The sequence below is a fragment of the Paenibacillus shenyangensis genome (genome assembly GCF_000346635.1).
Classification (GTDB): domain Bacteria; phylum Bacillota; class Bacilli; order Paenibacillales; family Paenibacillaceae; genus Saccharibacillus; species Saccharibacillus dauci.
Genome location: NZ_AOIG01000019.1, coordinates 141,222 through 166,522, shown reverse-complemented (window position 1 = coordinate 166,522; position 25,301 = coordinate 141,222). Strand labels below are relative to the sequence as shown.

Sequence of the window (25,301 nt, the reverse complement as noted above, 5' to 3'; positions counted from 1 at the left end):
CTTTACAAAGGGTACAGTTTATAGCGGCTACTCTTCTTTTTTGTGTTTATGATTTCGATGATTTGTCTGTATCATCGTCAGGTGGTGTCAGTGGGTCTACAGATCCTTGCTGGTGTTCCATGTCTGGCTTCACCGGCTCGGTTGATGATGCAGAAGAAGTGTCTTCCTGCTTGGTAAGATTAACAGTTTGCGAATGATCCGGATGTTGTGGATGTTCACCTTCACCGTTATGGACAGGTGGCTGTACCGGTGCAGCAGGAGCCTGTGGTTCCTGATACTGATGGAATCGACTCGGATCAGTCGGCAGTCCCTGTCCATGATGCGTTGGCGCACCAGGATTGTAATAGGAATGCGGCGGCTGTCCGAGATCCGGCTGCCCTGTTGGTGTATAGACCGGCATTCCCGGCTGCGGTGGCGTATACGGTGGATACGCGTTGTCTACGCCTTTGTTGCGAGTGAACAGGTAGATAATGTACGCAATAATACCCGGCATAATAATATAGAAAATACCTAGCGCAATATTGCCTGCTCCGCCGACAGTCATCAGACTGAATGACATCAGAATCGTATCGAACATCACGTGAGCGAATACGACAGCGATAAAGCCGTAGCGCAGGAAGACCAGACTGAACAGCAGTCCGATAATCAATAATTCCACCGGACGGGAATAGACCGGATAGATCGGATACAGCGTATGACCGAGCGCCCAGATGATCGATGTAATCACCGAAGCGGCAAAGGTATTACGCAGCAGTTTTTTTAGCATACCGATTCCGAATAGTCGGTATACGCCCTCTTCGCCAATGCCGGCCATCCAGGCGAGCAGTGGCAGCAGCGCAGGTATCGCCATATTATAAGGAGAGCTGGAATCATCACTGGACGAGAATACACCAAGTGCATTTTCCAGTACCAGATAGATGATCGATTGCACGCCCAGCAAAATAATAGCGAATAGATAACCGAGTGCTGCACTATGCAGTACGTACTTGCCATAGCCTACCTCTTTGGAGCGCGGCCACATATTCATGCCGCGTTCCCGCCAGAGGCCATCGCCGCCGACCAGGGAGAAGTAGAGCAGCACAGCCATCAATACGTTCAGCATCAGCTGCAGGCCTACGAGGAACAATGTCATGAATACACCATAATCTTGACTACCAAAGCTGGCTTCAAAATAAGGCCACATATTCACAACGCTGATTACCGATACCGCACAGTAGATCAGGGACAGCACAATTCCTCTTTTGAAGGAAGTATGCTTGCGTTTCAATGAAGCGAACACAATTGCCAGCACACCGAGTACCAGTGTGAATAGTCCATAACCGGCAAAGGTCAGCCAGTAGGCGAGTGAAGTCTGCTTTTCAATATACTGGGTGTAGGAAGCAGGCGGTGTCAGTACCGGCTGGAACGAACGCAGTTCGCCTTCTTCAAAAGTAAATTTGAGATGCAGCTGGGCTTCACCGAGCTTGCCGCCATCACGCAGTGTATAATCAAGTCCAAATTCTCCATCGGTCTGAAGCTCTAGTGAAGCAGGATCATAGCCCATTGTTTTCAACAGAGGGCGGGCCTGTTCGACCTTTTGTGTCAGTGTCATATTGCCTTCATTAATGGAAGACGGTTTGGGTGACAATGGATTGCTGTTATCCATCGGTGTATTCGAATCGGTCTTGATCATAAAAGCGACTACTTTTCCGGTATTCATATGTACATCGATGTCTACGGAAGAGAGGTAGCCGCCTGCTTTGTAATGTACACGGAATATATCATAGGGAGCGAGCTTTTCCAGTTGTTTGCTGTACTGCTGGCTTAATTTTTCCTTGGCTACATAGCCGCTCAGCTCAGAATCGGTATGATAGCTGGCTTTGGGGGAGTGCAGCTTACTGATCATTTCGGGCGTCAGTGGCAGATTATTTTTGAATGCATCGGCACTGGCTATTGCCTTGTCCTGACTGATTACATTGGTCTGGTCCACTTCGAGCGTCTCCGAAGCGGTCAGCGGAATCACCTGGGTAAATAAAAAGATAACCAGAGCGATTACTGCCAGAATACTTAGTATCTTGTAATTGGGTTTGAGCTGCACAGGCCTACCTGTTGGGTTCATAATGTCCTCCTTGGTGCGATCATGTAATTTGTCCGTTCAACTACCAGCCCATACGTATTGGATCAAAGAAAGGATTCGGGTGTTACGTGACAAAAGGCGCAGATAATGCAAGTTTAGCGTAATCTGTAAACTATTGCAAAATAGCTTTGTGATACGATAAAACAGGGATTATAATCAATAGGCATCTGGTTTAAAGATACAGAAACGAAAGGACAGGGGAATAAAGCTTCATATTTAAATAGATATTGCTGCAGCTGCCTGTACCGATTACTTAATAACATGACAAACAGAGGTGTACATAAGGTGAAGATGAGTTTGAAGTTAAAAGGAAATACGAGAGTATGGACGCCGCCGCGTATACTGGCGCTGGGATATGCCATCATTATTTTGCTCGGCACCACTTTGTTAATGCTGCCCGAGTCGCATCAGAGCGGAGTAGGGATGAGTTTTCTCAATGCGTTCTTTACCGCTACATCGGCTACCTGTGTAACAGGACTGGTTGTCGTAGACACAGGGACATTTTTCACCACCTTTGGTCAGACGGTCATTATGTGCCTGATCCAGATCGGAGGTCTTGGATTCATGACGATGGCGACACTGATCGCCCTGGTCTTCCGCCGGAGAATATCACTGCGGGAGCGCCTGATTCTGCAGGAGTCCATGAATCAGGGCGATATGGAAGGCATCGTACGCCTGATCAAAAAAGTGCTTTATTATTCCTTTGCTATTGAGCTGGCAGGCGCGATCGTGTTCAGCCTGCGTCTGATGATGGATCATCCGCCTGGTCAGGCTGTCTTTTTTGGGATTTTTCATGCTGTATCGCTGTTTAACAATGCCGGGTTTGATCTGTTTGGTGGATATAGAAGTCTGACCGGATATGTAGATGATCCGATTATGAATCTGGTGGCTATTCTGCTGATTGTGCTTGGTGGCCTTGGATTTGTCGTTTTATCCGATCTGATTGAATTCCGCAAAAATCGCAGACTGTCCCTGCATACCAAATCGGTTCTGCTGATGACCGGTATTTTGCTGACAGCCGGATTTGTGCTTGTTTTCCTGTTTGAATTTACCAATCCGGGTACGCTCGGCAAATTAAGCTGGGGAGGTAAGTTCTGGGCATCCTTGTTCCATTCGACTACGACTCGTACAGCTGGAGCCAATACGATTGATCTGACTCAGCTGCGGCAAGCAACATTAATGTTGACCATTATATTCATGTTTATCGGGGGCTCGCCAGGGTCTACAGCAGGCGGTGTCAAAACGACAACCATCCTATTGATGTTTGGTGCCGTACTTGCCATGCTGCGTGGTCGTAAGGATGTTGTATTGTTCCGTTTCCGGCTGGGACAGGAACGTATCTTCAAAGCGCTCACTATTGTTATTTTTGCACTGGTGCTGGTTATAACGGCAACGATGATTCTCAGTATGACAGAATCAACCGATTTCCTGACTGTTTTATTCGAAGCTACTTCTGCGTTTGGTACGGTAGGTCTGTCGCTCGGACTGACACCGCATCTGACGGTAGTAGGCAAGTTGCTGATCTGTCTATTAATGTTCGCCGGACGTGTGGGACTGATTACTCTGGCGTATGCACTGGCACCGAAGCAGGAGAAAGAGCCTTTCCGGTATGCCGAAGGCAAGATTATGATTGGTTGATGACAGACTGCATAGCAGACTAGACATAGGTTCTATAGTGAGTACCCGGCAGGATCGGAGCAGCAGTAATGCTCCTGATCTGCCGGGATTTTTTGATGAACGATAGATCTTTTATAAAGGAAAGTCATCTTAGGGCGACCATTCTTCATTTTCCAGCCGGGGCGCCGTATCAGCCACACGGATATTCGCGTCCTTGATCATACGCGAGGAATCATCAAACCGGGCAGTAGTATCGGCAATCCACTGGCGGGCAGCAGATCCCAGCTCGGCCGCTTCATTATAAATAAGGCAGGTTGTCCGGCGAGTCTGCTCCAGCTCGGGAATATGCAGTGAGACCAGTTCATTGCTGGATAGCAGCTGTTCACCAATATAGGAGCGGGGCAGCAGTGCCGCTGCCATACAGATCGGCAGCAGCCGTACAATCGCTTCAAAAGAATCGATCTCCATACGCAGATCAGGCATCACCATATAGCGGTGAAAGACATCATCAATCAATTTGCGGTACCACGTACCCTTGGAGAACATAATCATTGGCAGCCCCTGCAGATCCTGCATATCGGGCTGCTTTTTGTCAGCAAGGGCATGATTTTTGGGTAATACCAATTCCAGATGGTCGTCAAAGAGCGGTGCGCAGACCAATCCCGACTCATGGATAGACGAAGCGACAATACCGATATCAGCCCGTTTGTCACGAATGTCATTGACAATCTCATGCGTCTTGCCTGTAATCAGCTTGACCTCCGCGTATGGATGCTTCTCTGTAAAGCTGCGCACCAGCGGCGGCATGGTGGTCTGCAGTGTAGTCAAGCTGGCTCCAAACGTAACAGTTGTCTGATCTTCAGACTTGTAGCGGTTCAGGCTCTGGAGGAAACGCAGCTGCTGCTGGCGCTGTTCCAGAGCGTATGTGTAGGTGAGCCGGCCGATAGCGGTCAGCTCCAGCCGTTTGCCGTTGCGGTTAAACAGAGCGACACCCAGCTGTTCTTCCAGTTTGGCTATTTTGCGGGAGAGTGCAGGCTGTGACAAATTCAGTAGCCTCGAGGCCTGATTCAGACTGGATTGCTCGACAACGACAGCAAAAACATCTAAATCTTCTATCATCTGGGAAATAATCTCCTCTCTTATGCAAAAAAGTTATAACATTTAATAATTATATTGCAATTCCATTATAAGCCAAATTAGAGTAACATAAAAAGCGACACAACTTGTTCACATACGAACGTTATGTGAATATCTTTTTACGGAAGAAAGATATTGCATGATACGACTCCTTATTTATAGTCGTGAACAAGCTGTAAAGCTACGGAAGATGGGGAACTTCCTAGCAAGGATGGATAGAGGTCCGATACTTGCCTGTCCATCCGGGTCTAGGCGGCATTTTAATATGCCTGTCGATATGAAAACGCTCTTATTAGGAAAGGGGAACGTCATTCATGAAAGGCTTTTACGCCAGAAGGCTGCATTCACTGCTCGGGGTCATTCCGCTCGGTTTATTTTTTCTGGAGCATTTGATCACTAACTTTTCCGCCTACGAAGGAGGAAAGGAATCTTTTGATGCCGGAGTGAAATTTCTGAACGGTCTTCCACTTGTACTTGTTCTGGAGACCTTCTTTATTTTTCTTCCACTGCTCTATCATGGCATCTACGGTCTGTATATCGCATACCAGGCCAAGCCGAACAATGCTCATTTTGGAAATGAGCGCAACTGGCGCTATACGCTCCAGCGTGTAACCGGTGTAATTACTTTTATCTACATCGCATGGCACGTATATGACACTCGCTTCCAGGTTGCATTTGGCAATGTGACGCATGAGCAGCTAGGCGGCATCATGCATAATATCGTCACCAACCCGGCTACATTCGTACTGTATACGATTGGTGTGATAGCGGCTTCGTTCCACTTTGCCAATGGTCTCTGGTCATTCCTCGTTACATGGGGAATCACAGTAGGCCCAAGATCGCAGCGCGTATCTTCATACATCTGTATGGCGCTGTTTGTGATCGTATCGATTATGTTCGTTCTGTCTCTGGTAGCATTCCGTAATATGGATTTCCAAGACCCAACCGTTGCATTTCAAAGCATTCGTCATTTTATCGCATAAATGACCCTGCCGCTGTGTCATAGGTTCGTCCTATCCTAACCAGTATTCAACAGGACTGTCAGGTTAGACAGCAAACCGTATTCACAGTCGTTAAGGGGCAAGCAGGTTAAAGGGGAGGGTAATTTCTTATGGCAACATCCAATATCATCATCGTGGGCGGCGGTCTGGCCGGTCTGATGGCCACCGTCAAAGCGGCAGAAGCAGGCGTTCACGTTCATTTATTTTCACTCGTACCGGTAAAGCGCTCGCACTCCGTATGTGCGCAGGGCGGTATCAACGGTGCGGTTAATACCAAAGGGGAAGGCGACTCACCATGGCTGCATTTTGATGACAGCGTATATGGTGGTGACTTCCTCGCCAATCAGCCTCCGGTCAAAGCGATGTGTGATGCTGCACCTGGTATCATTCACCTCATGGACCGTATGGGCGTTATGTTCAACCGTACACCTGAAGGTTTGCTGGATTTCCGCCGTTTCGGAGGCACCAAGCATCACCGTACCGCCTTTGCCGGTGCAACGACCGGTCAGCAGCTGCTGTACGCACTGGATGAGCAGGCGCGCCGCTGGGAGACAGCTGGCCTCGTAACCAAGTATGAGAACTGGGAATTCCTGAATGCAGTACTGGATGACGAAGGCGTATGCCGCGGTATCGCTGCACAAAATCTGCGCTCCATGGAAATTGTTACGTTTGGTGCAGATGCGGTTATTCTGGCGAGTGGTGGTCCCGGTATTATCTTCGGCAAAACGACCAACTCGGTTATTAACACGGGTACTGCAGCAAGCGCTGTATATCAACAGGGTGTACATTATGCCAACGGTGAGTTTATCCAGATTCACCCGACAGCGATTCCCGGCGACGACAAGCTGCGTCTGATGTCCGAATCGGCTCGTGGTGAAGGCGGACGGATCTGGACATACAAAGACGGCAAGCCATGGTACTTCCTGGAAGAGAAATATCCTTCCTACGGTAACCTGGTGCCTCGTGATATCGCAACCCGCGAAATCTTCGATGTCTGTGTCAATCAGAAGCTGGGCGTCAATGGCGAGAACATGGTCTACCTGGATCTGTCCCACAAAGATCCAAAAGAACTGGATGTGAAGCTCGGCGGAATCATCGAAATCTATGAGAAATTCATGGGCGATGATCCACGCAAGATTCCGATGAAGATCTTCCCGGCAGTCCATTATTCCATGGGCGGCATGTGGGTCGATTACAACCAGATGACCAATATTCCGGGATTGTTCGCTGCCGGCGAGTGTGAGTACCAGTATCATGGTGCCAACCGTCTGGGCGCCAACTCTCTGCTGTCTGCCATCTATGGCGGTATGGTAGCCGGACCAAAAGCGGTCGAATATGTAAAAGGCCTCAAAAAATCTTCTGCTGATCTGCCAACGAGTCTGTATGATCAGGCACGCAAGCATCATGAAGAGAAATACGAGCGTCTGCTTGGCATGAATGGTAACGAAAATGCTTATGTGATCCACAAGGAACTTGGCGAGTGGATGACTGATAATATGACGGTTGTACGCTACAATGATAAGCTGCAGGCGACGATAAATAAGATTAAGGAACTCAAACAACGTTACGGCAATATTGACGTGAATGACTCTTCCCGTTGGACGAACCAGGGAGTAGCCTTTACCCGTCAGCTGTGGAACATGCTGGAGCTGGCCGAAGCGATGACCCTTGGCGCGCTGCTGCGTGACGAGAGCCGTGGAGCCCACTACAAGCCTGATTTCCCGGTACGTAACGATGAAGACTTCCTCAAAACAACCAAAGCCACCTGGACACCGGATGGACCGCAGATTTCGTATGAAGAAGTCGATGTGTCCCTGATCCCTCCTCGTGTACGTGACTATTCCAAGAGCTAAGTTAAGCTCTTATGGAACTGTCGCTTGAATGCAATTGACATGTCGTGAGTATATCGAATGAACACTCAGATTAATGTGAATGATAGAAGGGGGCATTACCCATGGCGGAAGCAGTTTCAACTGAGAATCAAACCACACAGCAAACAGGCCGCAAAGTGAAATTCGTGATTACCCGTCAGGACAAGCCGGATGGCCCATCCTATGCGGAAGAGTTCGAATTACCATACCGTCCCGGCATGAACGTAATCAGTGCGCTGATGGAGATTCAGCGTAATCCGGTTAACAGTGGAGGCAAGGATACCGCACCAGTATGCTGGGAATCCAACTGTCTGGAAGAAGTCTGTGGCGCATGTTCCATGGTCATCAATGGCAAGCCGCGCCAGGCCTGCTCCTCACTGGTTGATAAGCTCGAGCAGCCGATCACGATCGCGCCGATGAAAACATTCCCGGTTGTTCGTGACCTGGTTATCGACCGCAGCCGTATGTTCGGTGCTCTGAAAAAGGTCAAAGCATGGATTCCGATCGACGGCACGTATGATCTGGGTCCGGGTCCACGCATGGCAGAGAACAAACGCCAGTGGGCTTATGAATTGTCCAAATGCATGACCTGTGGCGTCTGCCTGGAAGCCTGCCCGAATGTGAATGACAAAACCGAATTCATGGGTCCTGCGCCGTTGTCCCAGGTTCGTCTGTTCAATGCACATCCAACAGGTGAAATGAACGCTGAAGAGCGTCTGGATGCTATTATGGGTGAAGGCGGTATCGAAGCCTGCGGTAACTCACAGAACTGTGTGCGTTCCTGTCCAAAAGGAATTCCGCTCACGACTTCGATTGCCGATCTGAACAAAGAAACCAACAAACGTATGTTCAAGCGCTGGTTGAGTGTATAATAAGCAGCAGCCAGCAGCATTATAGGAGCAGCAGCATTCTGCTCCGAACAAGCGGGTGACGCGTATAACGCGAAGCCCGCTTTTTTATACATATGATTAGCGGAGGAATATACATGATTAGTGAAAGACCGATTAGTTTTGATCAGTTAGTCGCCGAATTCCGGACACTGGGCGTAACGCAAGGTATGAATATTTTGCTGCACTCGTCCCTGAAAAGTATTGGAGGATGGATTCCCGGCGCGGCAGAGACCGTTATTCTGGCGCTGGAGCAAGTGCTTGGAGAGGAAGGTACATTGATGGTGCCTACACAGACTTCACAGCTTACCCATCCGAAGCTCTGGAAATACCCGCCTGCCGATCCCAAGTGGTGGGATTTGATTTGCGAGAGTACACCTGCCTACGATCCTGACTTTACCGTCACTTCGGGAATGGGCGTAATCGTAGAAACTTTTCGCAAGCAAAAAGGCGTCATCCGCAGCAATCATCCCCACGTCTCTTTTGCTGCCTATGGACGTCATGCTCAGGAATGGATGAAAGATCATAGTCTGGACTATGGACTGGGCAGTGCTTCGCCGCTGCAGAAGCTGTATGATGCAGATGGTCATGTACTGATGCTGGGTACCGATTATTTGACGAACACCTCTATCCATCTCGCCGAATTCATGGCCGACTGGCATGGTAAAAAGGAGATCGAGATGAATGCACCGGTCATGACAAAATCGGGTAAACAGTGGATCAGCTTCAAGGATCTCAATTTTGATTCGGATGATTTTGACCGGATTGGCAGTGACTTTGAAGCGGATTGTCCCCATCTATGGAAACAGGGAAAAATAGGCAGTGCCAATGCACGTCTGTTATCCCAGCGCGGACTGGTCGATTACGCAGCAGGCTGGTTGGAAACGCATCGTTAAGGATATATATTAGATATAAATCTTTTACATAATGCAGGTAGAGAGGGGTTATGGCTATGATATGCCGAGAACGCGAACACTCTTTTATTATGATCCGGCAACATGATCATGCACGATTATCCGGAGAATTCTCACGACATATGGATTCAGGTCCAACACGGGATACGAAGCGCTGGGATGAGGTCCTTTTGGGCTGTGAACAGCATGATCGAGGATGGATTCCGCTGGATCAGATTCCGGTATGGAATGACGCGGAGGAAAAACCATTTACATTTATGAATTTCCCGGAACCGGCCAAGCTGGTCTTTTATCGGTATGGCATTAGCCAGCTGGAAGAAATGAGCGCGTATGGCGCATTGCTGGCAAGCCTGCATTATACGGCGCTGGTGAGCCACTATGGCGAGGAAGATCCATTTTGCCAGGCTTTCCTGCAGGAGGAAAAAGAACGTCAGGAACGTATCCGTGAGCAGCTGTCTCCGGCGGATGACGAGCTGGCTTATCACCGCTCCGTGCTGGAGCTGTGCGATGATCTGTCACTGTATGCCTGTCTCAATGACCCTGGAGTTAACAAGAGCGAGGAACAGGACTGGTGGAAAGACGGATTTGCGGTCGGCAAAAAGCTCGATGTTACGAATCATCAGACCATCATGCCGGAATGGACAGAGCCGGGTATGATTACGCTGAGTCCGTTTCCTTTTCGCGAGCCGGTCGAGGTGCAGCTGATCTATCGTGAAGTATCCAAAGAGAAGATTCAGCAGTCCGGATTGGCGGAAGCTTATGAAGCAGCGGAAGAGCAGCAGCTCACGATTACGTTCCAGGCGGCGCAGGCAAATGAATTGCAGTGACTGGTAATCCCGAATTTGACGAAGGCTGCAGGATTCGGCACAATAATCATTATGGATGGACAGACCTGAGCATCTGGCAGGTCTGTCTGTAATGAATAGAGCTGAAGACAGCCAAGCGGAGAAGGAGGGGCCTCGCCTGAATGATCTATACACACTAAATGCAGCAGGCCGTAGGAGAGTTCGTTCTCTGATCAAGCCTGGTCTATATTCAATGACACGCAGACAATTTCTCAAAGGAAGCGCCGCTGCGCTGGCAGCACTGGGCGCAGGTGGAGCTGGCTATACATGGCTTGGTGAACCCAATTGGCTGGAAAAAGTATATATCGATCTGGAACTGCCACAGTTGCCACCCAGTCTGAATGGGATGAAGCTGGTACAATTTAGCGATATGCATCTTGGACTGGGCAATCATGCCAAGGATCTGGAAAAACTGGCCGATATCATTATGGCGGAACAACCGGATATGATTTGTTTTACCGGTGATATGGTCGATGACGATTCATCTGTCCTGCAGCCCGGTATCGGAGCGCTCCGGCGGATGAAGGCTCCACTCGGACAATATGCAGTGCTTGGCAATCATGACTATCTGCAGGATGCACTCGCTGTATCGCGTATGATGGAGCAGGGCGGATTCCGATTGCTGATGAATGATCATCATCAGATTCGCCGGGAAGATGGCGTACTGGCGATTGCCGGGCTGGATGATCAGCTGCTTGGCAATCCGGATATACATAAAGGAGCAGCAGGCATACCCGCAGAAGCCTGCCGGATTCTGCTGATGCATGAACCCGACTATGCCGACCGTATACCGGCAGAGCTGAATTTTCATCTGCAGCTGTCCGGGCACAGTCATGGCGGCCAGATTCGGCTGCCAATGTTCGGAGCGGTTATTACACCAAGAGGATCACGCAAATATATTATGGGCTGGTATCAGGCCGGACCGACACGGCAGCTGCCGCTGTATGTAAACAGGGGGATCGGCATGTCCCAGCTGCCGGTCCGTTTTATGTGCCGTCCGGAATTGACCATTTTTACCCTGAAAAGAAAGCCGGAATAAGCAGCGCCGGAAATGGAGGAAAACGATGGAACGCATTGCACTTGTATCTGATATTCATGGCAACTATCCTGCCTGGCAGGCGGTGCTGGAGGATATCGAACGCCGCGGAATCCGGCGTATTTTTTGTCTGGGAGATCTTGTCGGCAAAGGACCGGATACTGTCCGTATTACCGACAGTGTACGAGAGCGCTGCGAAGTCGTAATTCGCGGCAACTGGGAAGAACTGATTGTAAGGATGAGCGGAGATGACGAGCTGTTTGGCTGGCATGCGCAGCGTCTGGGTACGGAGCGTCTTGATTATCTGGATTCACTACCGCTTCGGCATGATTTTATGCTGAGCGGTCGGTTGGTCTCACTCGTACATGCATCGCCGGAAAGTGTATTCCAGCGTGTGCAGCCGTGGGATTCGCTGGAACAGCGTTTGGCGATGTTTGCTCCTGTACCCGGTGAAGAGACCTCTACACCGCGAGTGCCGGATATCGTAGGTTATGGAGATATCCATAATGCATATTTGCAGTATCTGGAAGGCCGAATGTTATTTAATACAGGGAGTGTAGGTAATCCGCTCGACCTGCCGGAGGCATCTTATGCTATTCTGGAAGGAGATTATCTGTCTGACGAGAAATCGCCTTATTATCTGCAATTCGCCCGTGTGCCATACGATATTGAACAGGCAGTAGCGGATGCGAGGGCAGCAGGGATTCCTGCATTGGATTATTATATCAAGGAGCTGCGCACCGGCGTGTACCGGGGACTGCAGACCTGAGCTCAGGGAGGAAACAAGCAATGGCGATGCTTAGTAAAGAGGAATTGAAAAAAGGAATCCCCGAGCTGGATACAGACCGACTGATTCTGCGTCGTCTGACTGCAGATGATATTGAGCGCTGGTGGGAATATGCCAGTGATCCGCAAGTGATTACGTATCTGTACGGTTCGCCCCAGATCAAGGAATATCAGGCACTGCAGCCGGATCGTCTGGGCCGAAGAGTAGAGGAAGCTTTTCGCAGCATGACATCGATTCATTTTGCAGTCACTTCCAAAGAAGACGGTACAATGTATGGCGTATGTTCTTTTCAGCGATGGGATGAACATGCAGCCCGAGCCGAGATTGGATTTGCCCTGTCCCAGCCCTTCTGGGGCAAAGGTTATGCAACGGAAGCGGTAGGTCGCCTGGTGACATTCGGATTTGAAGAAATGGGACTGTCTCATATTGTAGGCCGCTGTCATGTGAAAAATCAGCTGTCGATACGGGTACTGGAAAAAAACGGGATGCGTCAGCAGCCACCCGCCAATCTGGGTATCAAAAGCTACTGGCAGGAGATGGGCATTATCGTGTATTCGGTAGCCAACAGCGAATTCATGCTGCGCAAGGAACGGGCTGCCATGCATTCGCAGGTGCGCGATGATCTTGGCGGTTCCGTTTCTTCATGAGCGGTGAACGCTGGTTTACCAGTCCGGTCGGTGTACTCGTCAGTTCGCTGATTGCTGTCATTCTGTGGGGAAGTGCACTGCCTTTTATCAAGCTTAGTTATCAGCATCTGGGCATTGGTTCCCACGATCTGTTTGCCCAGTGGCTGTTCGCCGGATACCGGTTTGCGCTGGCTGGGCTGCTGCTGATCCTGCTGTCTTATATGCTCAAGCCGCGTGGACAGAAAATACCCAAGATACCAGCTGGACGATTGAGCATGCTGGCCCTGCTGCAGACACTACTGCAGTATATTCTGGTCTATGCTGCACTGGGTCTGGGCTCGGGTATTACGATGTCTATTATTGCCGGCTCAACCTCTCTGTTCCAATTGCTGGCCGTACGCTGGATGGAACGAACAGAAAAGCTGTCTGCTCGCAAATGGATAGGCCTGCTGCTTGGATTCTCCGGTATTACGGTGATGGGCATGGCGCAGGGCAATGAACTTCGGCTGGTCTTCGGACTGGCTGAACTGCTGATGTTGCTGTCTGCGCTGTCCGGAGGTGTAGGTAATGTGCTGGCACGCCGTGAGGCTGCTGTAGAGCCGGTAATCAGTCTGACTGGCCGTCAGATGTTCTGGGGCGGTCTGGGGCTGCTGGTGCTTGGTTGTGCCTCGGGTAATCCGATTCCTTTTGAATGGGATCTGGTAGGGGTGGGCATGCTGCTGTATCTGGCTATTGTCTCTGCTGGAGCGTTCGCCCTCTGGAACATGGTCATGAAATACAATGAAGTGGGCAAAGTATCTATGTATCTGTTCCTTACGCCGTTATTTGGCGTCGTTCTGTCGTCAGTATGGTTGGGTGAGCATATTTCCCTGTGGGCGCTCGTAGCATTGAGCCTTGTTGCTGCAAGTATCCTGCTGGTGAACCGTCAGCGCAAAGTGGCAGCATCGTAGACATAATACAGATATGCACATTGTAAATAAGCGGTACAGACACGGGAAAGTTACCGATTTGTCATTTAACTGCAATACAGCTGCAATCCGATTCTAACAAGCTGACTGTATGATGAATGACAAGACCCCCTTTTTGATACATGTAAAAGGACCTGCCTAGCGCAGGTCCTCTTTTTTTTGCTTATGATGGCTATTTGGTTGGTTACAGGGCAACAGCCTGACGCTGTTTTTGTTTGTAATAGACCCATTCGGTGTAGCCGATATCGCGCAGCTTCTGTGCGACCAGATCCAGATCGTCTCCAACGCGCTGGGCAATATGGGAATCCGAACCAAAAGAAACCTCCACACCAAAATGATGGGCACGTTCCAGAATATCGTCTACAGGATGCCATAGTCCGCATACTTTGATCTTGCCGGATGTATTTACCTCGATAGCAACCCCGGATTCAGCGATCGTCTGCAGCATCTGGTCCAGTGCCTGTGGAGCCTGAATCTCTGTAAAAGCGGGATAATTACTCTTCATTGCATCAATATGACCGAGAATCTGGAACATGCCGCTTTTGGCCGATTCGCCGATCAGACGGAAATATTCCGTTTTGGCAGCTACCTGGGCTGCCGTATCCATGCCTTCCCAGCGGGTACGGTCAAAAATGCTGTATCCATCGCTGAAATGCACAGAGCCAATAATATAGTCAAAAGGGTACTGGGACAGTGTCTGCTGATACAGCTGAGCATGGTCAGGGAAATAATCCGATTCGATGCCAAGCAGTACATCGATTTTACCGGCGTATTCTTTTTGCAGATCCAGTACTTCCTGTACATAATTTTTCAGTTCGCTCTTGCCCATTGTTGTATTGGGGAAGGGCTGTTCCTCTTTGGAACCAAAATACGGTGTATGGTCGGAAATTCCGATCACCTGAAGGTCTGCGGCAATCGCAGCCTCGATATAATCACGAATATCACCGACTGCGTGACCGCAGCGGTAATGGTGGGTGTGCAAGTCAAATCTCATCTATCAACCGCTCCTTTGGCTAATTTATTCCGGACTCGTAAAATGATCCTCCGGCATTCCTTTTAGATCATTGAGGAACTGGCGCATTGCCGAATTGAGATAACGACCGGATTTGTAGATCAGGCCGACCGGATGACTGACTTCAAACTCGGGCATCGGAATCATAACGAGCGTTCCGTGCTTCAGTTCACTCGTAATGGACTGTCTGGAAATGATCGCTGCGCCAAGATCGATCTCGACCATTCGCTTCACTTCCTCACTGCTGGACAGCTCCATGATAACCTGTGGCTCAATCTGGTGCGTTTTGAATACATCATCGACAAAGCGTCTGCCTACGGTGTCCGGAGACAGCATAATCAGGGGAAGATTCTCCAGGTCGTGGATCGTGGCCTTGCGGGTACGTGCCAGGGAATGCTGGGGAGAGACGACCAGCTCGAACATATCATAATAGAGGATGGACGTCTCCAGATTCGGATTGCGCTCGATCAGATAACCGATGCCGACATCCACAATCCCGTTTTCTACACTATGATAGACCTGCGAGGAAGACATCGAATGAATCATGGTCTTGATCAGCGGGAACTGATTCTGAAAATAGGATAATACCCGCGGCAGAATCTGAATAGCGATCGATGTAGTGGTCCCCAGCAAAATGCGTCCCTGAGGAGTCTCATCCAGATCGGACAGCCGCTGCTTGAGCTGTTCTACAATAGCCAGAATCTGTTCGGCATGCTCTAGAAATACGGTACCCTGATCCGTAAGCGTAACCGGCTGATTGCGGTTGACGAGCAGGGTCTTGAATTCATCTTCGAGGCTTTTGATTTGAGCGGAGACCGCAGGCTGTGTCAGATTGAGCAATTCACCTGCCTTACGGAAGCTCATCGTCCGCGAAATGGTCAATAATGTCTCCAATTGACTGATATTCATGAGTTCCTCCTTATGTACACCTATTATTAAATTATAGGTGATTCCCGAAAAAGCGGCAATGCGATAGAACACCCATTCGTGAGTGAATGTTCATTACTTTTGTAAAATATACGAAATAATTATCCCAAACCGATTTATTGAGCTCATTCTAATCTACATAAAACCCTCTTACTATCCGATAATAATAAAAAGGCAGTCGATTGGACCTATAAAATAACAAACACACCATTCTTTGTACCTAGTATTCGACATTGCAGCATCGATGAAAGCCTTGTTTTCAAAACAATTTTAATTAAATTTGAAATGTTTCAATGTTTCTGGATGAATTGTCCTAGGTTATAAGTTATAATAACATTACAATTCATAGGTCATAAGTTTCATTTAAAATAGTAACCCATAAGTAGAGGGGAGTATTAAAGTATGAAGGCGGAAGTTATTAATCCATTTTTGGAAGCAGCAAGGTTGGTTATCGGACAGGTGGTTCAGGTAGCCCCTTCTACCGGAAGTTTGGGTATCAAGGATATTGAGATGGCAGACAATCATATCTGGATCCAGATCGGCATGACCGGGCAAATGAGCGGCGATATTATCTTTGGTATTCATGAAAGTGTAGCTTTGCGGATGGTTTCGGCGATGATGGGCGGATTTGTAATGACAGAGATGGACGAGATGGGCCAAAGTGCTATTTCCGAACTCGGCAATATGATCAGCGGTAACGCAAGTACTATTTTGTCCAACCAGGGTGTAACCGTAGATATTACGCCTCCAAAAGTAATGAAAACCAGTGCAATCACTTTTACGTCAGCCAAAGCATTGACTATTCCATTGATCATGGAAGGTATTGGCGAACTGGATATTCAGGTTATGGTATCCTGATCCACGATAAGGCAAAGCAAAAAAACGATGTCATTATGACATCGTTTTTTTTGTGTCTGTATATTCTTTAATGAGGATTGTACAAGTGAGCAGGATAGATATTCATATAGACGGTCGGACTCTCCAGTACAGAAGGGGAGTTATTTGACTTTCTCGGCTTTGCCGCTGAGGATCTTCAGTACATTATTCTCGTATCCGGCGGTGTAATTGATTTGATAGGAGGTATAGACGGTGCCTGTATCCTTGCGTTCTTCAGCAGTAATCCGGATCGATACGATCGCCTGATCACCACTACGCTCGGAAGAAATACGATCGACAGTGACTGTACCGGTATTGAGATAGCCTTCACGGAACTTCGCATAAGCGAGCTTGCCCTGCCAGCGGCTGCCCAGCAGGGAATAGGCTGTAACATAGTCACGGGCATTCAGACTGTCATAAAAGTAGCTCACCAGATATTCCCCTTCATCGGTGAGTGACAGCTGTTCTTCGTCAGCGCCGGTATCCGTGGATGCGGTCTCCGGCAGATTCTGTACAGGATGTGCCGACCACTCAGTAACCATATCCCGTATTTCGGAGACCGGAATACTGAAGCCGATCGAATTCGATTCTGTGGCAGCGGCCGAATTAATACCGATCACTTCGCCGGTGGAAGCATCGATCAGAGGTCCGCCGCTGTTTCCGGGTGCGATCGGTGCAGAGATCTGATACAGATTTCGGTAGATGTACGGATCGATAGTCAGATTGCGATTGACGCCGCTAATAATACCGGTTGTTACCGTATTTTGAAATCCAAGCGGGCTGCCCAAAGCGAGCACATCATCGCCTACATCGGCTTTGGAAGAAGGAGCCAGCGATAGCGGCTTGGTATCTGCCAGCTCTGGAACTCTTACGACAGCAATATCGGTGTCCGTGCCAATGCCGATAACGGTACCATCCAGCGTCCGGGCATCTGCAGTTTTGATCTCTACCTTTTTGGTACCGGCAACGACATGCGCATTGGTAATCACATCACCGGATGTATTATACAGAAAGCCTGAACCGAGAATGCCATCTTCCTGCCGGATCATGACTACCTTTTTTTGTGCTTCATGAATGATTGTTTTGAGTGAATTCGGTTTGGATGCTGCTGATGATGAAGTGACCGCCAGCAGCGGTTTGGTTGTTAGTTGTGCCGGTACAGTCCGGTTGATATAGGTATAGCCACCCAGACCGGCGCCAATAATGATTACACTGGATACGATACTGATCATCCATCCTTTATTCATCGGAGCCTCCTTCATCCAGATACCAGGTTACCTGATCGAGCTGTACCTGTACCTGATCATACCAGCCGTACCCGTAGTCATAGGCGCTGAAGGAAGCACTCTCTCCCGGCTCCAGATAATAAGGATCTGTGGATGTCGTAGAAGAGGAGAGATACGCGCCGCTCGCATCATACAGGGAATAATGAATCGTAATGCCATAGATCGGCTGTGTGGCTGTATTTTCCACAATGCCGGTCGTCTCCAGATCGCCATACTCGGTAACGTTGGTGGTGACCTGACTGACCTGTACGCCTTCAGTGCGGTTTTTGAGATCTTCGGCTTCGGCCATTTGTTGGGCAGCGCGGATACGCTCCTGTTCGGCTTTTTCGAAGGCTTGCTGTTCTGAACGAATCCGGGTCTGCATATCTTTGAGTTTTTCCTGGGAGCCGGTATACTGGATCGCCGTTTGTACGATCTGGGCAGCTTCATCAAAACTGCTACCCTGGATTAGCTCTTCAGCCTGTTTAAGCGTAAGCAGCACGATTTTGTTGATGATCAGATCATGTACTTCTTTGGCATCTTTGCTGTCCAGCCGGTCTACTTCGTCCAGCTTGTAGGCAAGCGATTCGACGTCATTGAGGTTGTTTAGTTCTTTTTTGATCGTAAGAATCGATAACTGATTCCGATTCTGTTCGGCTAGTTTTCGCTCTGCCTGGAATAGAGGCTCTGTCCGTCCTGATAGTTCCTTTTCCAGAATGCCAAGAGAATGGTCGGCGCTGTCCAGCTGATTGTTCTTCAATCGTCCGGAGACAGCAGTCAGCTTGGTATGGAGCCGGTCTGCCTTTTGGATCAGATTCAGATCGGTGACAAATGAAGTCTCATCCGGCCGCAGATCATGCGCCTGGGTCATCGTATTTGCAGCTTCTTTGTATTTGCCCTGCAGCGCCAGCTTTTGGGCTTGCTGCTGCAGCTGGATCGCCTGCTGATTCTGCTTCAGCTCATGCTGATAGGCCCACCATAGCATGGCACTTATAATAATCAGCAGCAGAATGGGCGTGATCCACATCATCGGATGACGGGAATAACGTCGGGGTGGAAGCAGATTCCCGGTATTCGCTGCGGTCGGTGTGTCTTCTGCGACGACTGGAGCCGGTTCCGCGGTATCCTTTGAATCCGGTATGGTGTTTTTTTGCAGCAACAGATCGAGTGCGTCTGGCGCAGCTGCAGCAGGCTGATCCGCATCGGTATGATCTCTTTCTGTCTCCGCAGCGAGTCGGGCACCGCAGCGGCTGCAGAAAACTGCATCTTCCTGCTGTGGTGCACCACAAACATGGCAGTGTATCATAATATCCCCCTTGTGAATTGTTGCCTATCTGTCAGTTATTTTTATGGTTTGTACAGAGGCTAAGCTATCCATTTCAATATAGCATAAGCTTACTGGATAATCAGGTGAAAAATTCCTCTAATGGGTATGAATATTCCAGTAGATAAAAAGTGCAAGAGTCAAGAGTGTTCTCTGCAGCCCAGCCCTGGTGCTGTCTGCTGGATATCTGATGATGAATCTCTTAGAATAGAAGAGACTGGAGGGAACGGTATGAATCTGGAAAATAAAGTGATATTGATAACAGGCGCATCCAGTGGATTGGGCGCAGGAGTAGCGCCACTGCTGCTGGAGCAGGGAGCTATTCCGATACTGACTGCGCGCTCCGAGGACAAGCTGGTTCAGCTGTCGCGCGGACTTAACGGACCGCACGAGGTGATGCGTATGGATGTGCAGAATGCCGAAGAGATCGAGCAGGTGGTTCGGCAGATCATGGACAAGTATGGCCGGATTGATATATTGCTCAATAATGCAGGCTATGGTCAGTTCAAAAGTATCCAGGAGATGGAGTTGGAGGAATACAGCGAGATGATGGATGTGAATTATATGGGAATTGTCCGCTGCACCAAGGCGGTACTGCCCCATATGCTGGAGGCGGGCAGTGGACAGATCGTCAATGTGGCTTCGCTGGCCGGCAAATTTGCGACTGCCAAATCGACAGCCTATACGGCGACCAAGCATGCCGTGCTCGGCTTCACCAACTCGCTTCGCCAGGAGCTGCGCGGTACGGGGATTACCGTATCTTCTATTAATCCGGGACCGATCAGTACGGCCTTTTTTGACCGGGCAGATCCTTCCGGTGAATATGTACGCAATGTGAGTGGATTTATGTTGCCGCCCGGACGGGTATGCCGGGAAATTGTGCGCGTAATGCGCAAAAAGAAAGAAGAATCGGATTTGCCGGGGATTGCCGCTTTTGGCCTGCGGCTGTATGCGCTTGGTCCGCGGCTTGTCGACCGGCTGACGTACCGCTTTTTTGACCGCAAATAACGCGCGATCAGGAAATGCATATTGCCGTGCGGATTTGCACCAAATGCTGATATAATGATAAGGTATGGTGCTCTGTAAGGATTCTGGCTGTGTCCGTTGATTTGCATACACTTTAACTTGAACGATAAAGGATGAAACCCATGGAATCAAAATTGAATTTTCTCGAGCTCGGCATTGAAGAAGTATTTAACGATGCACTGACTCGTTATGGTATTACAACGCCTTCTCCGGTACAGGAGGAGACCATTCCGCTGATGCTGGCAGGCCGGGATATTATCGCCCAGTCCCAGACAGGCAGCGGCAAGACGCTCGCTTATCTGCTGCCGATTCTGCAGAAGATTGATCCGCAGCGCAAACAGATGCAGGCTATGATTCTGGCGCCTACGCAGGAGCTGGCGATGCAGATCGTCCGCGAAAGCGAACGTTACGGCGAGGAATGCGGCATTACGACGCTGGGACTGATCGGAGGCGCAGCAATCAAGCGTCAGGTCGAGAAACTGAAACGTCATCCGCATATTGCGGTAGGTACACCAGGACGTATCAACGAACTGATCAATATGCGCAAGCTGAAAATGCATGAAGTGAACGTGATTGTCGTCGATGAAGTCGATCAGGTACTCGGTCTGGGCGGCGGCGCCGATGTGCAGCGTATTATCAAAAGCGCACGTCGTGATCGTCAACTCGTCTTCCTGTCCGCAACCGTTAATGATCAGATTCGCAGTGTTGCTCAGCGGGATATGCAGGACCCGGCTGTTGTTGGTATTGAGCCGGAACGCCATACTGCATCTGCGATTGAACATGTGTATTTTGTAACCGAAGAGCGCAACAAGATCGATACGCTGCGCCGGGTACTGCGTCATTACAAGGCCCCCCGTTCGATCGTATTCGTAAATACAACAGAATTGATCGCCGAAATCGAGTCCAAGCTGGATTATCTGGGCTTCAAAGTACGCGCAATTTACGGCGATGCAGACAAAGTTACCCGCAGCACCGTACTGTCCCAGTTCCGCTCCGGCAAGATTCAGGTACTTGTGGCAACCGATGTAGCTGCACGTGGACTGGATATTGAAGACCTGAATCTGGTAGTGAGCCTGGACCCGGCATTTGACGCCGAGTTCTATGTACACCGCAGTGGACGTACAGGCCGTATGGGCAAAAAAGGCGTATCCGCTTCGATTGTCACCGATCGCGAACGTTTTATTATGCGCAAATTTGCCGAGACGCTGAATATTGATCTCCAGGAGCAGGTGCTCGAAGCAGGTCATGTACTTAGCACCGATGAAGTCAAACGTCCGGCACGCAAGCCGGCAGCATCCCGCCCGGCGAAAACGGCTCCGGCTGGACAGCCGAATGAAGCTGTAGAGCCGACAGCTGTACAGCCAGTACGTACAACGCCATCGGAAAACAAAGCCAAACCTGTCTCCGGCAGCAAACCTGCAGCTGGCCGAAATGGTGCAGCGTCCAAAAAAGATGGCAGAACCAAAACAAGAAAAGCCGACCAAAAAAGCAAGGGAGCACCAAAATGGCTAAAAGCCAAACGTGAAGCTTCCCAGGATGAAAAGTGAGGTTATAAATGATGGAACAGGTATCTGTACTTAACGTTGACCGCCTGACCGGCGGTTACAGTCATGGCAAGCCTGTCCTGCACGATATCAGCTTTGAAGTTGGCCGTGGTGAGATGATCGGATTGATCGGCCTGAATGGTGCAGGCAAGAGTACAACAATGAAGCATATCCTCGGACTAATGACACCGCAAGGTGGAGAGGTGAAGATCCAGGGTTCAACACTGGCAGCAGATACCCAGCAGTACCGGGCTTCGCTGGCTTTTGTACCGGAATCGCCGCAGCTATATGAAGAGATGACGGTACGCGAGCATCTGGAGTTCACTGCCCGTGCCTATAATGTCAGTACCGAAGATTACGAGCAACGCTCCCGCCGGCTGATTCAGCTGTTCAATATGGGAGACAAGGAAGACAGTCTGTCGATGCATCTGTCCAAAGGGATGAAGCAAAAGGTTATGATCATGTGCGCTTTTGTAGCGGCACCACCTTTGTACATTATCGATGAGCCATTTCTGGGACTGGATCCGCTTGGTATTCGTTCCCTGCTGGACTTTATGGTGGAAACGAAGCAAAATGGTTCTTCCATTCTGCTGAGCTCTCATATCCTGTCGACAATCGAGAATTATTGTGACCGATTTATCGTGCTGCACAAAGGACGCGTTATCGTCCAGGGCACACTGGAACAGATCCGTGAGCAGACGGGTCAGCAGGGAGTACCGCTGGAGCAGATTTTCTACGATCTGGTTCAGGACTCCAAATGGACGGTCAGCGATGAATGATCTGCTGCGATTACGCCAGAAGCGCAGAGCTGATTTCTGGTCCAAAATACTCCCGTATACACAGTATGTGATACAGAGCGGTCTGGCGGTTGTAACCCTGTTTCTGCTCATTGCTTTTGCCGCCTGGTACACGACGTTTCTGCAAAAGCTGCCGCCGGGTCTGCCGGTCTACTGGATCATGCTGATTCTGCTGACTCCACTGACGGTATATGGTACGGTTCGAACGTATATGCGTCCGGCTGATGTCGTGTTTATGCTGCCGATGGAGAAACGGATGCGTGAATATTTTGCTCCTGGCTGGCGTGGCGCAGTAATCGGCAAGTACATCTGGCTACTGCTGGTGACGCTGATTGCCTGGCCGTTCTATATCCGGGCTGCTGCCGATCCCAAGCCTCTGCTGCTGACGCTTGTATTGCTGCTGCTACTCAAAATAGTAAGTAATTATGGCAGCTGGCAGGAACTGCGTATCAATGGTGATGCTGTCCGTGTTATTTATCGGCTGCTCCGATACGTAGCTGTTATTGGACTGCTGGCTGCCTATCTGTGGCTGCCACTATGGACAGGTACCCTAGTGCTAATCGTTGGCGCTGCCATTTATTATGGTCTGCTGCGCATGCCGGGCAAGGCACAGGTTCCCTGGGAACGCCTGATTGCTGCCGAGAAAAATCATGCGACAGCGGTTATGCGCATGCTGGGCTGGTTTGTGGATGTGCCCACCGGAGAACGGAAGATCAACCACCGTCGCTGGCTGTCCTTTGCCGGTAATCGGGTGCCCTGGAAACAGGAGTGGGCTTTCCGCTTCCTCGTCTCCAAAACACTGGTACGCAGTGAACTGCTGCCTACACTGATCCGGTTCGTGCTCTTCGGGATGCTGCTGGTTCTACTGACACGGGAGTCATGGTTCGGCGTCGCTGTCTATCTGCTGTTTATTCTGCTGGCAGGTATGCAGATGACCAGTCTGCGCAAGCAGCATACCGATACATTATGGCTGTCCATTTATCCGCTGCCGCCAACATCGCAGCGACTGGAGACCGTCGGTCTGATCACACAGGTACAGCTGCTGATCGCTATCCTGATCTGGATTCCGCTGGCAACTGCCGGCGACCCGGTACGGATTGTCTGGACACTGGCTGCGGGTCTGGTCATGGTCTGGTTGTATCGCAGTTCACTCAATCGCAAATGGCTACGTGATCTGGCCGCAGGTGATGAGCTGTAAACAAGACAAGTTAATTAATTATTAATCTTTGATTATTGGTCATTGCTTATATAGACAAGTATAGCTGGATATACCGGGTTGGAGATTTCCAATCCGGTCTTTTCTATCTGCTGAATGCCGGGATGATCTACGGACAGCAGTGACCAAAACAGAAAAGACAGGCGGTGCATGACATTGGAGCATATCATAGACAGTCAGGTAGACAGCCTGCAGACGCTGGCCGAGATGATCAGTGAAGTGATGGGCAGTCCGGTAACGATTGAGGACGAAGGACATCGGCTGCTTGCTTACAGTACGCATGATCCCAGTACCGATCCGGCGCGTATCGCTACAATTGTCGGACGCAAAGTACCGGAGCATGTGCAGCGTGCCTTGTATGAATCGGGGGCGATGCAGCGGCTGCTTGACAGTGAAGAGCCGCAGCATATCCGCGAGCTGAGTGAGGTGGGACTACGCAGCCGGATGGCAATTTCAGTCCGGCATTATGATGAAGTAATTGGCTATATCTGGCTGCTGGAAAATGACGGTTCATATACGACAGCCCAGCTGCAGCAGTTCAAGCGCGGCGCACAGATCGCCGCCTCCAAAATGATGCAGCAGCAGCAGCGCCAGCAAAAGATGGAACTGCTGCGCCGGCTGCTCAATGGACGCTTCCAGTCCGAGCAGGAGGCTGCGCAGCAGTCACAGGAAGCAGGAGTAGAACTTCCCGTCTCGGGATATGTACTGATTATGGAGCAAAATGGACAGCCTGATACACGTAGCTGGTATGACAAAGTTGTTCAGGCATCTAGCGAATATGCTGTAAAAGTACATTTGCACCTACTTGAGCCGAATCGGCTGATTCTGCTATGCGGAATGAACAATAGGCTTCAATCCGATAGCTCAGCCGAATTATCTGCTCGTATCCATATGATCATCACCCGTTTGCGTTTGCTGCTGCCTGTCGAAGGGATCTATTATGCTGCCGGTGAGGGATTTGGTTCTGCTCTGCATATCCAGCGCAGCTATCGGCAGGCAAGGGAATTGATTACACTGCATCAGCATTTGCCGGAGACGCATACGATCCACTATTATCCGGACGCCGGATTCTACCGCTATCTCAATGCGATGCAGCGCGAAGCCGAACAGTTTCCGGTAAGCTGGGGACCGATCGAGCGGCTCGCAGCGTATGACCGGGAGCATAACAGCAATCTGCTGCAGACACTGTCTGTATTCCTGGATCATGATAGTGATGCCAAACAGGCGGCTGCCCAGCTGCATGTGCATACCAATACACTCAATTATCGGCTACGGCGTATTGCCGAAGTGGGACATGTGAATCTGGATAGCATGGCAGAGAAAGTGACTTTATATCTGGAACTTAAGCTGCTATGGTTGGACAGAGAGAACTGAAACGAACATAAAAGCTTCTGACCCGATCAGGTAAGTGCACATATAATTTAGAATCATGTTATAAATTTTTACATGATAGCATACTTTTTGTGTTTTTACACAATTCATATTGTTAAAATTTGGGGAACTGGACGA

At 49.7% G+C, this 25,301-nt stretch carries 22 protein-coding genes; 16 read left to right on the top strand and 6 right to left on the bottom strand.

The window, feature by feature from the left end:
* Positions 1–46: 46 nt before the first annotated feature.
* Positions 47–2,098, bottom strand: coding sequence for a CPBP family intramembrane glutamic endopeptidase (locus H065_RS26140; protein ID WP_017814204.1), 2,052 nt, complete (start codon positions 2,096–2,098; stop codon positions 47–49).
* A gap of 309 nt (positions 2,099–2,407) precedes the next feature.
* Here H065_RS26140 and H065_RS0116550 point away from each other — a divergent pair, with 309 nt between their 5' ends.
* On the top strand, positions 2,408–3,754 hold the full coding sequence (locus tag H065_RS0116550) for a TrkH family potassium uptake protein (RefSeq protein WP_051058739.1): 1,347 nt from the start codon (positions 2,408–2,410) through the stop codon (positions 3,752–3,754).
* Positions 3,755–3,883: 129 nt separating this feature from the next.
* Here the strand turns inward: H065_RS0116550 and H065_RS0116545 are convergent, their stop codons facing one another.
* Positions 3,884–4,852, bottom strand: coding sequence for a LysR family transcriptional regulator (locus H065_RS0116545; protein ID WP_017814202.1), 969 nt, complete (start codon positions 4,850–4,852; stop codon positions 3,884–3,886).
* Between the two features lie 332 nt (positions 4,853–5,184).
* Here H065_RS0116545 and H065_RS0116540 point away from each other — a divergent pair, with 332 nt between their 5' ends.
* From H065_RS0116540 to H065_RS0116500, 9 genes are all read left to right on the top strand, one after another.
* Positions 5,185–5,853: a succinate dehydrogenase cytochrome b558 subunit gene (locus H065_RS0116540; RefSeq protein ID WP_017814201.1), complete on the top strand. Its 669-nt coding sequence runs from the start codon at positions 5,185–5,187 to the stop codon at positions 5,851–5,853.
* A gap of 128 nt (positions 5,854–5,981) precedes the next feature.
* Positions 5,982–7,724 carry a succinate dehydrogenase flavoprotein subunit gene (gene sdhA / locus H065_RS0116535; RefSeq protein WP_017814200.1) on the top strand — a complete coding sequence of 581 codons (1,743 nt, stop codon included), beginning with the start codon at positions 5,982–5,984 and terminating at the stop codon, positions 7,722–7,724.
* 101 nt (positions 7,725–7,825) lie between these two features.
* Positions 7,826–8,614, top strand: a complete 789-nt coding sequence (gene sdhB / locus H065_RS0116530; protein ID WP_017814199.1) for a succinate dehydrogenase iron-sulfur subunit — start codon at positions 7,826–7,828, stop codon at positions 8,612–8,614.
* A gap of 113 nt (positions 8,615–8,727) precedes the next feature.
* Positions 8,728–9,525 carry an AAC(3) family N-acetyltransferase gene (locus tag H065_RS0116525; RefSeq protein ID WP_017814198.1) on the top strand — a complete coding sequence of 266 codons (798 nt, stop codon included), beginning with the start codon at positions 8,728–8,730 and terminating at the stop codon, positions 9,523–9,525.
* 56 nt (positions 9,526–9,581) lie between these two features.
* On the top strand, positions 9,582–10,370 hold the full coding sequence (locus tag H065_RS0116520) for a DUF3891 family protein (protein WP_017814197.1): 789 nt from the start codon (positions 9,582–9,584) through the stop codon (positions 10,368–10,370).
* Between the two features lie 55 nt (positions 10,371–10,425).
* A complete protein-coding gene (locus tag H065_RS26135; RefSeq protein WP_026136294.1) occupies positions 10,426–11,427 on the top strand; it encodes a metallophosphoesterase in 1,002 nt (333 codons plus the stop codon).
* Positions 11,428–11,452: 25 nt separating this feature from the next.
* The gene (locus tag H065_RS0116510; RefSeq protein ID WP_017814195.1) at positions 11,453–12,193 is read left to right on the top strand and encodes a metallophosphoesterase family protein; all 741 of its coding nucleotides are present in this window, start codon (positions 11,453–11,455) and stop codon (positions 12,191–12,193) included.
* 20 nt (positions 12,194–12,213) lie between these two features.
* Positions 12,214–12,858, top strand: coding sequence for a GNAT family N-acetyltransferase (locus H065_RS0116505; protein ID WP_017814194.1), 645 nt, complete (start codon positions 12,214–12,216; stop codon positions 12,856–12,858).
* On the top strand, positions 12,855–13,787 hold the full coding sequence (locus H065_RS0116500) for a DMT family transporter (protein ID WP_017814193.1): 933 nt from the start codon (positions 12,855–12,857) through the stop codon (positions 13,785–13,787). Before H065_RS0116505 ends, H065_RS0116500 begins: the two co-directional genes overlap by 4 nt.
* Before the next feature lie 202 nt (positions 13,788–13,989).
* Here the strand turns inward: H065_RS0116500 and H065_RS0116495 are convergent, their stop codons facing one another.
* Positions 13,990–14,799, bottom strand: coding sequence for a histidinol-phosphatase (locus tag H065_RS0116495; protein WP_017814192.1), 810 nt, complete (start codon positions 14,797–14,799; stop codon positions 13,990–13,992).
* Between the two features lie 24 nt (positions 14,800–14,823).
* Positions 14,824–15,726: a LysR family transcriptional regulator gene (locus H065_RS0116490; RefSeq protein WP_017814191.1), complete on the bottom strand. Its 903-nt coding sequence runs from the start codon at positions 15,724–15,726 to the stop codon at positions 14,824–14,826.
* 420 nt (positions 15,727–16,146) lie between these two features.
* Between H065_RS0116490 and H065_RS0116485 the strand changes: the two genes are divergently transcribed.
* Positions 16,147–16,602, top strand: coding sequence for a chemotaxis protein CheX (locus H065_RS0116485; protein WP_017814190.1), 456 nt, complete (start codon positions 16,147–16,149; stop codon positions 16,600–16,602).
* A gap of 140 nt (positions 16,603–16,742) precedes the next feature.
* Here the strand turns inward: H065_RS0116485 and H065_RS0116480 are convergent, their stop codons facing one another.
* Positions 16,743–17,867: a S1C family serine protease gene (locus H065_RS0116480; RefSeq protein ID WP_017814189.1), complete on the bottom strand. Its 1,125-nt coding sequence runs from the start codon at positions 17,865–17,867 to the stop codon at positions 16,743–16,745.
* A complete protein-coding gene (locus H065_RS0116475; RefSeq protein ID WP_017814188.1) occupies positions 17,860–19,191 on the bottom strand; it encodes an FxLYD domain-containing protein in 1,332 nt (443 codons plus the stop codon). Before H065_RS0116475 ends, H065_RS0116480 begins: the two co-directional genes overlap by 8 nt.
* A 249-nt stretch (positions 19,192–19,440) precedes the next feature.
* On the opposite strand from H065_RS0116475, the gene H065_RS0116470 reads away from it, so the two are divergent.
* The 5 genes from H065_RS0116470 to H065_RS0116445 all read left to right on the top strand — a co-directional run bounded on the left by H065_RS0116470 (position 19,441) and on the right by H065_RS0116445 (position 25,166).
* A complete protein-coding gene (locus tag H065_RS0116470) occupies positions 19,441–20,217 on the top strand; it encodes an SDR family NAD(P)-dependent oxidoreductase (RefSeq protein ID WP_017814187.1) in 777 nt (258 codons plus the stop codon).
* Between the two features lie 140 nt (positions 20,218–20,357).
* A complete protein-coding gene (locus H065_RS0116465; RefSeq protein ID WP_017814186.1) occupies positions 20,358–21,782 on the top strand; it encodes a DEAD/DEAH box helicase in 1,425 nt (474 codons plus the stop codon).
* 11 nt (positions 21,783–21,793) lie between these two features.
* Positions 21,794–22,558: an ABC transporter ATP-binding protein gene (locus H065_RS0116460; RefSeq protein WP_026136293.1), complete on the top strand. Its 765-nt coding sequence runs from the start codon at positions 21,794–21,796 to the stop codon at positions 22,556–22,558.
* Positions 22,551–23,774 carry an ABC transporter permease gene (locus tag H065_RS0116455; RefSeq protein ID WP_017814184.1) on the top strand — a complete coding sequence of 408 codons (1,224 nt, stop codon included), beginning with the start codon at positions 22,551–22,553 and terminating at the stop codon, positions 23,772–23,774. Before H065_RS0116460 ends, H065_RS0116455 begins: the two co-directional genes overlap by 8 nt.
* Before the next feature lie 168 nt (positions 23,775–23,942).
* A complete protein-coding gene (locus H065_RS0116445; RefSeq protein ID WP_026136292.1) occupies positions 23,943–25,166 on the top strand; it encodes a PucR family transcriptional regulator in 1,224 nt (407 codons plus the stop codon).
* The last annotated feature ends 135 nt before the right edge of the window (positions 25,167–25,301 follow it).